Here is a 12287-nt window from a genome sequence, read left to right as displayed (position 1 = left end):
TTTTAAACAAGATTATTATAATAATTGCGCCATTGAAGTGCAGACCCCGCGGCACCGTGAGATCCGAAGGCTCTGCCGGAGGCCCGGTCACTCATCCGGATCGGGCCGTCCCCGGTACGGAGTAGAGGCCTGTTCCCGGGGTGGAGACGAGGAGTGGTACATGATGCGACGCGGCACCTGTCTCTGGTTCGTCCTGCTCTCGGCACTCGCGCTCGTTATGAGCGCGGGGGCGCAGGCAGGAGATCCTGCGGTTATCTGGAACCGGACGTACGGAGGACCTGACACATACGACGCGGCATACGCGGTCGTCCCCGATCCCGGCGGAACCGGGCTCTTCCTTGCCGGGGAGACGGCGTCGTTCGGTGCGAAGACGGACGCCTGGGTGATCCGGCTCACGCCGGACGGCGGCGAGGAGTGGAACAGAACCTACGGGGGGGAGGAGACCGACGCTGCGCACTCCATCGTCCGGACCAATGGGGGTAATCTCCTCCTTGCCGGGAATCTCACCCTCGTCACGAACGGGACTGTGGCCGACACCGACGCCTGGCTCCTGGAGATTGACCCTTCCGGCGGCGAGATCTGGAACCGGACGTACGGCGGCCCGGACGACAACGCCACGGCAGCCGCGGTCATCGAGGCGGAGGACGGGGGTTACGTTGTCGTCGGCTCCATCGCGCCGCGGGAGGGGAACGAATCCTCGGCCTGGGTGGTAAGGGTGAACGCGACGGGTGGTGAGGTCTGGAACCGGACGTTCGGCGGAGCGGGAGAGAATGCCGCGAACGCCGTCACCCGGATCCCCGGCGGGGACTTCGTCGTTGCCGGCAGCACCGGGTCCTCGGGAGCGGGCATGGCCGACGTCTGGACGGTCAGGCTGGACGGGTCGGGCGACGAGGTCTGGAACAGGACGTTCGGCAGCCCCGACGACGATGCCGGCCGGGCGGTGATCAACACCTCCGACGGCAACCTGCTCGTCGCTGGCACGTTCACGGAACGGCCGGACAACACGACGGTCGATACCGACGCCCTCCTCATTAAACTCACGCCCGACGGGGATATCGTCTGGAACTGGATCTACGGCGACTTCGGCGTGAACGAGACGGCGGCGGCCGTCATCGAGACCCCTGACGGCGGCTACCTCTTCGCCGGGGAGACGGCTTATCCCGGGGTGGACGATACCGACGCCTGGCTGGTCGCGACCGACGCCGACGGAGCGGTGGCGTGGAGCAGGACGTTCGGCGGCGTAAACCCCGGTGATGCGGCAGCATCGCTTATCGAGTCCGCACCGGGAGAGTTCGTCTTTGCAGGGACGTTCAACGCCACGGTGAGCGGAGGGGGGGCAAACACGGATGCCTGGGCGGTGAAACTGGGGCCGAAGCCCACGCCGACGCCAACCCCGACGACTACCCCGACACCCGTGCCGACGGCGACGCCTTCCAGGCCCTCAAAAGCACCTATCATCTCCCAGAAGCCGCCGGTACCGGCCGCAACGGTGACTGCCGCCCCGTCACCGGTCGTGACGGGGCCGGCGGGAACCCCCTCGCCGTCTCCGACTGCGGTTCCGACGGGGGTCACGACGCCCGTGCCCACCGGGACGACGACGCCCACGGCCGTGCCGACCATGACGGCCGCCCCATCTCCGACGATGACGCCGGTCGGCGACGATAATGATGATGACGATGACAATGACGACGATACTAACCAGACCGGCGGCGCGGCAAACGAATCGCTCTCGGGGACGGTCTGGTTCGACCTGAACGGTGACGGCGCCCGCGATCCCGGTGAGCCGGGTATCCCCGAGATCAGCGTGCGGCTGATCGGCCAGCGAACCATGCTCGACTATACCGCCACCGGCCCGGACGGGTCGTACCGGTTCGGGCTCGTCCCCTCCGTCGGCTACGCCGGTGTGGAGTTCGTTCTCCCGGACGGGTATTCCTGCACCGTCCCGGGCCTGGACAACAACGCCGCCCCGCTCGACACGGACGTGATATTCGCCGAAGGCGGGGTTGACCGGCAGACCCTGAATGCGGGACTCGTCGGGAATCTCCTGCCCGGAACCCCGGCGGGGGCCTACGGGTGGGTGCTCGGGACGGCCTGGAGCGACGACAACCGGGACGGGGTCCGGGATGAGACCTCTGGCGTGACGGGTGTCGAGGTCCGCCTCCTGGACGCGGACGGGAACGTGGCGGCGTCGACCCAGACCAGGTATCACGACCGGTACTTCTCCATGTACCTCTTCGGCCCGCTTCCGCCCGGGGAGTACTCCGTCGCGTTCACTGCGCCGGACGGCTACATCTTCACGAATCCCGGTCGGGACAGCCACGTCGACCCCTCGACCGGGGTGACCGGCCGGTTTACGGTCGGCGGAGGGGAGGCGGTCGTCAGGGGTGCGGGGCTGATCCTCTCCCCGCCTCCGGCCGCCCCACCCGGCGATCCGGGGAATGAGGCCCCCGTTCCGGGCGGGACGGACGGTGAGCAGGAGCTCCTCCGGGACGATGCGGCCGTTCGCACTGAGGAAGACGATGAGCGGGCCGGGCCGGTCGTGACCGGCGCCCCGCAGGTTCCGGTGAATGGGACCGTCGATGACGGCGATCCCGCCGGCGAACGGGAACCTGTGTGGGAGAGCGGCGACGATAACGAGGTTAGGGATAGCGATGACCGGAGAGAAGTAGACGACGATGACGACGACCGGGAAGGCGGTAGGGACAGCGACGGTCGAAAAGAGATTGGAGACAATAACGACCGGAAAGAGACCCGGGACAACGACGATCGGAAGGAGGTAAAAGACGATGGCCGGAAAAGGCCGGGTGGGATGGAAGAGAGCGTCCGGCGTGACGACGGCAGGGACGAGGATGACTGATCGGGAGGGGTAAGGCGGCGTTCGACAACGGCGATGCACGCTTTCTCTATGGTTTTCTGATCGGCACGGCTCCCTGCTCCCGATCGGTTCGGGTCACGGAGACCGGGATATTTTCTGTTTTCATGGCGATGGCCGCACGGATCGTTCGGACGAACCCGGGAAGTTCCTGAGTATCTCCCCCAAATCAATAAAAATATTAATATATTTTAATGCCTATCAGGAACCGAACCCCGGGGCCGGTACCGGACCGAAAAAAATCTCGATCCTGCAGGCCGCCGGAAGGCGGTGCGAAGAGGCACAGCAGCCTTTCATGGGGTTACACGCCCGGAGCGTCCGGGCAGACGAGGTGAACCGAATGAGATCTATCAGCGTTCTTGCAGCAGTCATCGTATCAGCGTTCGTCTTCGGTTCGATGGCAGGCGCCGCCGTCCCGGCGGAGCCCGGCTCGGGTGCAGTGTATGAGAGAACCGCCGGCACGATCGGGGGCACGATATTTCTGGATGCCGACGCGAACGGCGTCCAGGGTCCCGGCGAGCAGGGCATGAGCGGCGTCGCCGTCCATCTCCTCGACGCCGCGGGGGAGCGGATCGCAACGGCGGAGACGTTCGCCCACGCCTGTGAGGGGCTCTTCATCTTCAGCGGCGTCCTCCCGGGGAGTTACACCGTCGAGGTCGTCCCGCCGGAGGGCTACGGCTTCACCGTCCCCGGCATGGGGGCTCCCGGCGAGACGATGAGCACCGTCGATACAGTGAACGGCACGACCACCACCATCGACCTGACGGAAGAGACGGTTCAGACGACGGATCTCGTCGTCAGGGATGCCGGTCTGGTGCCGGCCGCCGCCTGACGGCAATCATACAAATTTTCACTGGTGTTCCGCGACGTGCTGCCGGAGCATCGTGCCGGGCCTGTAGCGGTCGGCGATCTCGAGCGCTGTCTTCCGGAGAGCCGCGTGCTCCACGATACAGGACTCCGGCGGGGCCGCCTTCCGAAGGATCTGGGAAGTGTTCTCGGTGATCTGAATGAGCTCCGTTGCTATCAGGGCGTTGAGCCAGAGGAGGTCGCGGAGCATCTCTTTCGTTTCTTCGTCCTGGTGCATGGATAGAGGTAGGCAGTGCTCCTTCATCAATCGTGCCCAATAGAAGGGTTGATTGACCACGCCGGGAAATACTTCAGAGAGTATGGGTATGCAGTTTCTGGAGTTCGCCCAAGTCTGCGAGCGCCTCGAAGGGACCCCGGGACGCCTCGATATGATCGAGCAGATCGCCGCCGTCCTCCCCCGGCTCGACGACGAGGAACTCCCCGTCTTCGTCCGGTTCGTCATGGGCAGGGTCTTTCCCGACTGGAGCACCAAAAAACTCGGTGTGGGTCCGAACCTCCTCTACGACGCCGTGGCCTACGTCGTCGGGACGAAGCGGGAGACCGTCCGGGAGGCGATCAACACGACCGGCGACGTGGGCCTCGCCGTCGAGGGGCTCCTTGCAAAGAAGGAGCAGACGTCGTTTTTTATCGAGGAACTTGACCTCACCGGGGTCTACCGGGAACTCGAGCGGATGGCGGCCGTCGAAGGACAGCGGTCGCAGCGGGAGAAACTCCGCGTGGCGCAGAGGCTCTTCGGCAACGCCCGGCCGCTCGAGGGCCGCTACCTCGCGCGGCTGATGCTCGAGGAACTCCGGATCGGCGTGGGGGAAGGAAACGTCCGCGACGCCGTCGCCCGGGCGTTCGAGGTCGACGTCCGCCTGGTCGAGCATGCCCACCAGGCGCTGAACGATCTCGGGGAGGTCGCCCTCCTCGCCCGGCGCGACCCCGACGCGCTCTCCCGCGTGACGATCGAGCCGTTCCGGCCGGTGAAGATGATGCTCGCGCAGGCGGGAACGATCGCCGCCCAGCTTGAGGATCATGGCGAGGTGGCGGTCGAGTACAAGTACGACGGGAGCAGGTTCCAGTTCCACAAGGTGGGCGACGTCTGCCGGATCTACTCGCGAAGACTGGAGGATGTCACGGAAAGCCTCCCCGACATCGCGAACCTCCTCCTGGAGGCGACCGACCACGACGTCATCCTGGACGGGGAGGCGGTCGCCGTCCGCGACGGGAGGCCGATGCCGTTCCAGTACGTGATCCGGCGGTTCCGCCGCAAACATGGGGTGGACTCGATGATGGAGAAGATCGAACTCGTGCCGAAGGTCTTCGATATCCTCTACCTGGACGGCGAGACGCTGATGGATCGCCCCCTCGCGGAGCGGCGCAAAGCCCTCGATACGGTGCTCCGTGCCCACGTCGCTCCGCAGTTCCCGGCCGCCGACGCGGCCGCGGCGGAGACGATCTACGCCGACGCCCTCGCCCTCGGGCACGAAGGCGTGATGGTGAAGGTCCTCGACTCGCCCTACACCCCCGGCGTCCGGGGCCGGCTCTGGGTGAAGGTGAAACCCGGCGTCGAGACGCTCGACCTCGCGGTCGTCGGGGCGGAGTGGGGCGAGGGCCGGAGAGCCGGGACGTTCGGCTCGTTCCTGCTCGCGGTGCAGGACCAGGGGCGGCTCCTCCCGGTCGGGAAGGTGGCTACCGGGATCACGGACGAGGTGCTGGCCGACCTCTACGCCCTCTTCAAGGACAAAGTCATCGCCCGCTCCGGAAAGGAGGTGACCCTCGAACCGGAAGTGGTCTTCGAGGTGGGCTACTCCGAGATCCAGACAAGCCCGAACTACGCGAGCGGCTACGCGCTCCGGTTCCCGCGGTTCGTCCGGGTGCGTGAGGACAAGAGCGTGGACGAGGCTGAGACCCTTGAAGCGCTCGTCGAGCGCTATGCCCGGCAGAAGAATGGGCAGGAGTCTCTGTAGATATCTCGTGTCAGCAGGGAAAGCGATCTAATCTCACGCGAAGCCGCGAAGGACGCGAAGATTGGTAAATGGATGTGCAACTTTCCTTCGCGGCTTCGCGCTTTTCGCGTGAGGCCCCCCAAGGCCCCTCAACTCGCGCCCTGTGTTCACTCAAAAATCAAACAACGTCTTCTGCGTCGTGAGTTCCGGGATGAGCCTGCTGTGGGGCTGCCAGTGGCTAAACCCGATCAGCCGGGAGGCAACGTCGATTGCCTGCCGGAGATCGGCGCACGGGGTCTTCTCGCCCTGCATGGCGTTCCGCGTCGCCTCCCGCACGACCCAGGTGCCGAGCGGCGCCCAGTACTCGCCGGTGACGTTCCTGAGCACGAGCACCCGTGCCGAGCGCCGGACGCTCTCCAGGTACTCCGCGACCGCGAGGCGCGCCGAGTAGTATGCCCCCGCGATCGGGGAGTAGCCGGACTTGGTGAGCCCCTCGCCGTCCACGGCGATCGACTCGTTCCCGCCGCCCCAGAGCGACTGCTTCCCCCAGACCTCGATCATCTCGAACTTCCAGTCCCCCGGGACGAGGATGCAGACGATGTGGTTGCCGTAGAGTCCGCCGGAGAAGACTTCTATCCCGGAGAGCGGAGGGTAGCGGACGATCTTCCTCTTGAGCTGCTTTGAGACCGTGTCGTCGACGGCCGTGATCGCCCAGCGGGTGGGGACGACGTGCCGCTTCTTCTCGCTCCCGAGGAGCCCGGCGGTGAGGAGCTGGGTGATCCGGTAGACATCGGTGCCCGAGGCGCTGAGAATCTCGCAGGCGTCGGTCGCGGTGAGATCGGTGTCCGACGTCGCCCGGTCGACCGCCCGGTCCACACGGGCGTTCCCGAGGACGTCCATCTTTTTGATGGCGCCGGTGAGCCCGACCGGGGCGATCGTCCCGTCGAACCGGAGGTCAAAGGCGACAGGTTTCGTGAACCGCACCTCGACGTCGAGCGGACTGCTCGAGAGCGCGATCTCCTGGATGCTCCCGGAGAGGTTCTTCGCCTCGCCGGAACCGCGGATCGTCCGGGCCCGGAGCCCCACGATATCCTCGATCCCGAGTCCTCTCGCCACCCAGTCCGGCGGATGGTCGGCGTCGTCGATCATCAGCGGCCCGCCCGCAACCTTCGGGTAACCGTGGCTCCCCACAAAGACCGACGGCGCGGATCCCTGGTAGTGGTCGCTCTGCCGGACCGGGAGCTGCGCGTAGAACCTGCTCATGATCGGGCAGCGTTCGAGCCCGCAGAACCCCCTTCCCTTACACTCGGCGCATCGCATGGTTACCTCCCGCGAAGGTCGATGACGACCCGCACCCTCCCTGCGAGGACGCGGAGCGTCTCCTCGACCCACTCCTCCCACGAGTCGGTCTCGAGATCCCGGACGGCCGCAACCTCCCGCCCGAGATCGTCGTCGCGCCCGTCCAGAACCTCGACCACCACCGATCCCGGGGCGTACCCGGGCTCCACGATGCCATCGCCGTCCCCGTCGACCACGCCGAAGACGGGGATGCCGGAATGCGAGCAGATATGCCCGCAGACGGCGGTGGTATCGTCGCCGACGGCGAGGACGCCGCAGACCTCCTCCCCGATCTCGTTATAGATGGTGTGGCCGCAGTGGTCGATGACCGCGATCCTCCCGCCACGCCGGGCGCGCTTGCCCCGGCCGGGCGAAGCCCTCCGCACCGCGCCGCTCTTGCACCAGGCTGTCCGGATCTCGGGAAGACCTGCACGGAGGAGTTTTTCAAACCCGTGCGGTTTCGGATCGAGCCCTGAGACTGCCCGGAGGGCTCCGTTCTCGCTCGCGAGGACGACCGTCTCCGCCGTCGCGCTCCCGATGACGATCCCGTTCACGAAGACCGCCTCTCCGGGCAGGCACCCGCGGATCTCCCGCATCCCGTCCTGCCGGGTGCCGACGCTCTCCGCACGGACAAGGGCGTACCCCGTCAGCCGTGCGATCTCCTCCGCGAGGGTGTCGTCCCCGCGGTTCCAGCAGTAGACGGTGCCGCTCGAGGTCTCGACGTGGACGAGCCCTTCGAGCCTGCCGGCGACGATCTCGCCGAATATCCTCCCGGATGCCGGGGTCTTTCCCCGGTTGACCAGGCACGCGCGCTCCCGGATGCTCCCGAGCACCGTGCTCGGCCGCTCGTCCGTGCAGACAACCGGGAGCCCCGACTCCTCGGCGGCCGTCCGGGCCATCACTCCCGCGACAAGCACCCGCGGGGGCGAGAGCAGATCGATCAGCCGCCCGACGTCGCCGGCATCGAAGGCCTCGGGGCCGTGCACCACCATGACGATATCCGCCGTCGGGGAGATCATACCCTAATCTTGGGTTTCGCGAACTATCAGGTTACCTCTGCGGGGCTTGCGGATGATGGGTGAGAAGGCCCGGTCCGCAAGGGTGGGGTAGTTTTCACTATCCCGACGAGTTCTGGATGGGGAGGTAGGGTATCAGGGAGGAGGCGAGTTTCGCGATATCCATCGACTGCATGACGACCTTGCCCGGCCCGGTCAGCGTGGCCAGGAAGAGTCCTTCGCCGCCGAAGAAGACGGTCTTCACGCCGCCGGCGAGCGCTATGCTGTAGTCGACGGTGCTCTCGAACCCGACGACGAGCCCCGTCTCGACCTTGACCACCTCGCCCGGCGCAAGCGTCATCTCCATGATGTCGCCGCAGCAGTGGAGGAACGCCTTCCCGCTGCCGGAGAGCCGCTGGAGGATGAACCCCTCGCCGCCGAACGCGCCCGACCGGAGGCGTTTCGTGAACGCGACATCAAGGTCGATGCCCGGCTCGGAGCAGAGGAACGCGTCCTTCTGGGCGATGAACTCGTTCCCGTTGATGTCGAGGGTGAAGATCTTCCCCGGGACGTTCCCGGCGAACGAGACGAACCCTTCCCCGCCCTCGGGGGTGAACTCCGTCATGAAGAGCCCCTCGCCGGTCATCATCCGTTTGAGTCCCTTGAAGAGCCCGCCCTTCATGTTGGTGGTCATCTGCATGTTCCCGCTCATGTTGACCATGGCGCCGGCCTCGGCGCAGGCTTTCTCGCCGGGGGCGAGGCGGAGGGTCACCATCTGGAGGTTGTCTCCGGTGATCTCGTACTGCATACCGGAATATCTTCCGTTTTGGGTACTTGATCTTTTCTCTTTCTTCACCAGATGCCCTCAGCAGTTTTTTGAGAACCACGGAGCGGACGGCTTAATAGCGATCGATGCCGTAACGATCTTTATGCGGAATGGACCGTCTATCCTCCGCTTCGTCGGCGCTCCGGCCGGTGAGGTGGCGGCGTGAGGATGATCGCTCTCGTCCTGCTCCTCGTTGTCGTCGTAGCGGCGGGAAGCGCGGGGACTCCCGCCATTCCGTTGCCCGACTCCGACGCACCGGAGCGCGTCTTCGAGACGGTCGAATCGATCCGGGAGGTTATCGAGGGGCTCGTGCAGTTCGGTGCCGATCTGATCTCGCTCGCCCGCGACGTGCTCGGGTGGCTTGAAGCGGGAGTCGGGTATCTCGAACGCCTGATGGACCTGGCGGAGTCGGGGCTGGGTCTCGTGAACGGGACCGTCGAACGGGTTGCACCTCCCCCCTGAATTCCGGGTCGGGAATGCGCCTGCATCTCGCTCACCGGTACAGATCTCTCTCTTTTCGGGTGTTGTAACCCGGTGCAGAACCGTAAGGTATATCATCTGGAAAAATAATTTCTCCGCGTGATACCTGAGCGCGGGACTCATGCCGCGATGTACTTCGACGATATGCCTATCGGAGATGCGTATCTCACGCACGAGGCTGTCCGGGCCGTCCTTGAGCGGCAGGACAACCGGTGCGCCGGGTGCAGCGCCCCGCTCGACGCCGGATCGACGTACTTCGACCTCCGGCGACCGGCGATCTGCGGCGGCTCCCATACGCTCGGGAACCTTGCAGCCCTCTGCCCCTCCTGCCACCTGAACCATATGCGCCGGATCCGGGAGGGGTTCGCCGACCATAGGAATAAGTAACCCCCGGAACCCATCACTGGTTACCATGCCCTGCAGGAAGCGTGTATCGGAGACGGGTTCGTGGCGTTCGACGGCCATGCGAACGGCGAGCGGCCTTGCGGAGCGGGTGGCGCTTCCTTCGTCGCCTCATCATGAATGGCGCTCCTCGACGATGCGGATGGCGAGCGACGTCTTCACCCCCGGGACGGCGGCCAACTTCGCGGTCACGCTCGCGGTGACGACCCTGCTGATCCCCCGGATCCCGAACCGGACGCTCGCGATGGCCGCCGGGTTCGCCGTCAGTTCAGCCCTGCGCTGATACCTTACACCTTTTTCTTCTTCCGCCTCGCCGGGACGAGACACTTCCACGCGCTCCCGATGAGGTCTTCCCTCCCGGCGGCGCGGAGCCCTTCGCAGACGAGCCCGTAGTTTGCCGGGTCGCGGTAGTGCATGAGGGCCCGCTGAACCCGTTTCTCGCGGTCTTTCGGGACGTAGACCTCTTCGAGGGTGAAGGGGTCGAGCCCGGTGTGGTAGACGGTCGTCGAGATGCTCATCGGGGTCGGCGTGAAGTCCTGGACCTGCTCGGTGTAGAGCCCGGTGTCCCGGACGTACTCGGCGAGTTCGACCATATCGGCGATCCGACACCCGGGATGGCCGGACATCAGGTAGGTGACGAGATACTGCCGTTTCTTCTTCCCTTCCTGGAGAGCCTCGAACCGTTCGCGGAAGGCGTCGAAAGCCTCGCGGGAGGGCTTTCCCATAGACGCGAGAACCCGTTCCGATACGTGTTCGGGCGCGACCTTGAGGTGCCCGGAGACGTGGTGGGCGCAGACTTCCGTGAGATACTCCCGGTCCTCCGGACCGATCAGGTCGTAGCGGATGCCCGACGCGATGAAGACCCGTTTCACCGCCGGGATCTTGCGGATGCGCCGGAGCAGGCGAATCTGCTCCTCGTGGCTCCGGTCGAGTGCGGGGCAGTCGATGCAGCGGCGGTCGGGGCAGGTGCCGTCGCTCTCCCACCGGCCGCAGTGAATGCCGTACATGTTTGCCGTCGGCCCGCCGACGTCCTGGACGACCCCGGTGAACTCCGGCATCGTTGCCATCCGCTCCACCTCGCGGACGATCGAGTCCGCGCTCCGGCTCTGGATGATCCGGCCCTGGTGGTGGGTGAGGGCGCAGAAGGAGCAGGCCCCGAAACATCCCCGGTGGGTGACGACCGAGAACCTGACAGGTTCGAGGGCGGGTATGGGCTCGGTGTAGGAGGGGTGGGCTCTCCGCGTGTAGGGGAGTTCGTAGACCCGGTCGAGTTCAACGCCTGAGAGCGGCATCGCCGGCGGGTTCTGGACGACGACGGTCTTCGGGTGCGGCTGGGCCACCGATCTCCCCCGGAGAGGATCCTGCTCGGCATAGTGCATCGCAAACGCCTTTGCATAGGCATACCGGTCCTCTTTCACCTCCGGGTAGCCGGGGAGGACGACGTAGCCGGACTGGTCCATGCCCCGCCAGACCTTCTTCTCGATCCGGTAAGCGGTGCCGGGGATCTCGGTGAGGTCCCTCGCGGTCTCTCCGGCCGCGAGGCGGTCGGCGATCGCGACCACCTGGCGTTCGCCCATCCCGAAGACGAGAAGGTCGGCGGGGGCGTCGGCGAGGATGGACTGCCGGACGGAGTCGGACCAGTAGTCGTAGTGGGCGAACCGCCGGAGGCTCGCCTCGATCCCGCCGATGACGATGGGGGTCTTTGGAAAGAGGGCGTGGATGCGGTCGGTGTAGACCAGGGTCGCCCGGTCGGGCCGGAGAAGTCTCCCCCCCGGCGAGTAGACGTCCGAGCTCCGGCGCTTCAGGTTCGGCGTGAAGGCGTTCACCAGTGAATCGACGTTTCCCGCCGAGACCGAGAAGAAGAGCCGCGGTTCGCCGAGCCGCCCCAGATCCGCATCGCTCTTCCAGTCGGGCTGGGCGATGACGCCGACCGAGTAGCCGGCGTCCCACAGGACCCGCCCGATCAGCGCCGTCCCGAAGGAGGGGTGGTCGACGTAGGCGTCGCCGGTGACGAGGATGATGTCGAACCGGTCGATGCCGAGCCGCTCCGCCTCCCCGACCGTCATCGGGAGGAACTCGGGCTGCCCGGTCATGGGAGCATCCGGTCGAAGACGGGGAGGCTGACGCCGGTCTGCTCGTCGGGGAGCCGTTTCGCGGCGATGCCGACGAACTCCGTGACGATCGCTTCAATCACCAGGTAGACCTCCGCTTTCTCGCGGAGGCACCCGGCGAGCGACCGTATCCCCTTCCCCGCCGCCGTATGAAGGTGGATGGACGGCCCGTCCTCCCCCGGGTAGATGGTCGCAAACCCGAGGAGTTCCCAGCCCCCGAATATCTCTTCGCCCCGCGGGGACGGCGGGATGACCGGCTCTTTCGGCCCCGTCACGATCGTTGCCGACCGGACGGCGCCGAGGAACTGGATCGTGCCGCACCTGATGTTCATCGCCGCGACAAACCGCTGGATCTCTCTTAGAAAGTCCTCTCCGTCGTCGATCCGGACGGTGAAGACCCTGCCGACCTGTCCTTCCGAGTACTGCATGGACTCAACTCTCCTGGATATGATGGTGTCTTCTTGT

The 12287-nt window shown here is 65.9% G+C and carries 12 protein-coding genes; 6 read left to right on the top strand and 6 right to left on the bottom strand.

What is annotated here, in order from left to right; all coding sequences use genetic code 11:
* The first annotated feature begins 160 nt into the window (after nucleotides 1-160).
* Nucleotides 161-2857, top strand: a complete 2697-nt coding sequence (locus L21_RS00975) for an SdrD B-like domain-containing protein (protein WP_256711834.1) — start codon at nucleotides 161-163, stop codon at nucleotides 2855-2857.
* Between the two features lie 355 nt (nucleotides 2858-3212).
* Nucleotides 3213-3704: an SdrD B-like domain-containing protein gene (locus L21_RS00970; RefSeq protein ID WP_178377657.1), complete on the top strand. Its 492-nt coding sequence runs from the start codon at nucleotides 3213-3215 to the stop codon at nucleotides 3702-3704.
* A gap of 18 nt (nucleotides 3705-3722) precedes the next feature.
* Here L21_RS00970 and L21_RS00965 read toward each other — a convergent pair whose 3' ends face one another.
* A complete protein-coding gene (locus L21_RS00965; protein WP_074368630.1) occupies nucleotides 3723-3956 on the bottom strand; it encodes a hypothetical protein in 234 nt (77 codons plus the stop codon).
* An 88-nt stretch (nucleotides 3957-4044) separates the two neighbouring features.
* Here L21_RS00965 and L21_RS00960 point away from each other — a divergent pair, with 88 nt between their 5' ends.
* Complete coding sequence (locus L21_RS00960) at nucleotides 4045-5691, top strand: ATP-dependent DNA ligase (protein ID WP_074368680.1); 1647 nt, start codon at nucleotides 4045-4047, stop codon at nucleotides 5689-5691.
* Nucleotides 5692-5841: 150 nt separating this feature from the next.
* On the opposite strand, the gene L21_RS00955 is transcribed toward L21_RS00960, so the two are convergent.
* The 3 genes from L21_RS00955 to L21_RS00945 all read right to left on the bottom strand — a co-directional run bounded on the left by L21_RS00955 (nucleotide 5842) and on the right by L21_RS00945 (nucleotide 8811).
* Nucleotides 5842-6990, bottom strand: a complete 1149-nt coding sequence (locus L21_RS00955) for an Nre family DNA repair protein (protein ID WP_074368629.1) — start codon at nucleotides 6988-6990, stop codon at nucleotides 5842-5844.
* 2 nt (nucleotides 6991-6992) lie between these two features.
* Entirely contained in the window at nucleotides 6993-8027 is a 1035-nt protein-coding gene (locus tag L21_RS00950) for a DUF2117 domain-containing protein (protein ID WP_074368628.1), read from the bottom strand.
* A gap of 97 nt (nucleotides 8028-8124) precedes the next feature.
* Entirely contained in the window at nucleotides 8125-8811 is a 687-nt protein-coding gene (locus L21_RS00945) for a TIGR00266 family protein (RefSeq protein WP_074368627.1), read from the bottom strand.
* Nucleotides 8812-8997: 186 nt separating this feature from the next.
* Between L21_RS00945 and L21_RS00940 the strand changes: the two genes are divergently transcribed.
* From L21_RS00940 to L21_RS13725, 3 genes are all read left to right on the top strand, one after another.
* Nucleotides 8998-9291: a hypothetical protein gene (locus L21_RS00940; protein WP_074368626.1), complete on the top strand. Its 294-nt coding sequence runs from the start codon at nucleotides 8998-9000 to the stop codon at nucleotides 9289-9291.
* A 117-nt stretch (nucleotides 9292-9408) separates the two neighbouring features.
* A complete protein-coding gene (locus L21_RS00935; protein WP_256711825.1) occupies nucleotides 9409-9696 on the top strand; it encodes an HNH endonuclease in 288 nt (95 codons plus the stop codon).
* Between the two features lie 25 nt (nucleotides 9697-9721).
* Complete coding sequence (locus L21_RS13725) at nucleotides 9722-9994, top strand: hypothetical protein (RefSeq protein ID WP_143727178.1); 273 nt, start codon at nucleotides 9722-9724, stop codon at nucleotides 9992-9994.
* 4 nt (nucleotides 9995-9998) lie between these two features.
* Here the strand turns inward: L21_RS13725 and L21_RS00930 are convergent, their stop codons facing one another.
* Nucleotides 9999-11804 (bottom strand): YgiQ family radical SAM protein, encoded by a 1806-nt coding sequence (locus tag L21_RS00930; protein WP_074368624.1) that lies wholly within the window; start codon nucleotides 11802-11804, stop codon nucleotides 9999-10001.
* Entirely contained in the window at nucleotides 11801-12250 is a 450-nt protein-coding gene (locus L21_RS00925) for a PPC domain-containing DNA-binding protein (protein WP_074368623.1), read from the bottom strand. Before L21_RS00925 ends, L21_RS00930 begins: the two co-directional genes overlap by 4 nt.
* Nucleotides 12251-12287 lie beyond the last annotated feature (37 nt).

The sequence above is a fragment of the Methanoculleus chikugoensis genome (assembly GCF_900095385.1).
GTDB classification, from domain to species: Archaea; Halobacteriota; Methanomicrobia; order Methanomicrobiales; family Methanoculleaceae; genus Methanoculleus; species Methanoculleus chikugoensis_A.
The sequence above is the reverse complement of the archived record's forward strand: the minus strand, read 5'-3'. Positions and strand labels throughout refer to the sequence as shown.

Excerpts from the sequence above, each read along its gene's own strand:
- L21_RS00975 (WP_256711834.1), top strand. The coding sequence starts at position 161 with ATGATGCGACGCGGCACCTGTCTCTGGTTCGTCCTGCTCTCGGCACTC.
- L21_RS00970 (WP_178377657.1), top strand. The coding sequence starts at position 3,213 with ATGAGATCTATCAGCGTTCTTGCAGCAGTCATCGTATCAGCGTTCGTC.
- L21_RS00965 (WP_074368630.1), bottom strand. The coding sequence starts at position 3,956 with ATGCACCAGGACGAAGAAACGAAAGAGATGCTCCGCGACCTCCTCTGG.
- L21_RS00960 (WP_074368680.1), top strand. The coding sequence starts at position 4,045 with ATGCAGTTTCTGGAGTTCGCCCAAGTCTGCGAGCGCCTCGAAGGGACC.
- L21_RS00955 (WP_074368629.1), bottom strand. The coding sequence starts at position 6,990 with ATGCGATGCGCCGAGTGTAAGGGAAGGGGGTTCTGCGGGCTCGAACGC.
- L21_RS00950 (WP_074368628.1), bottom strand. The coding sequence starts at position 8,027 with ATGATCTCCCCGACGGCGGATATCGTCATGGTGGTGCACGGCCCCGAG.
- L21_RS00945 (WP_074368627.1), bottom strand. The coding sequence starts at position 8,811 with ATGCAGTACGAGATCACCGGAGACAACCTCCAGATGGTGACCCTCCGC.
- L21_RS00940 (WP_074368626.1), top strand. The coding sequence starts at position 8,998 with ATGATCGCTCTCGTCCTGCTCCTCGTTGTCGTCGTAGCGGCGGGAAGC.
- L21_RS13725 (WP_143727178.1), top strand. The coding sequence starts at position 9,722 with ATGCCCTGCAGGAAGCGTGTATCGGAGACGGGTTCGTGGCGTTCGACG.
- L21_RS00930 (WP_074368624.1), bottom strand. The coding sequence starts at position 11,804 with ATGACCGGGCAGCCCGAGTTCCTCCCGATGACGGTCGGGGAGGCGGAG.
- L21_RS00925 (WP_074368623.1), bottom strand. The coding sequence starts at position 12,250 with ATGCAGTACTCGGAAGGACAGGTCGGCAGGGTCTTCACCGTCCGGATC.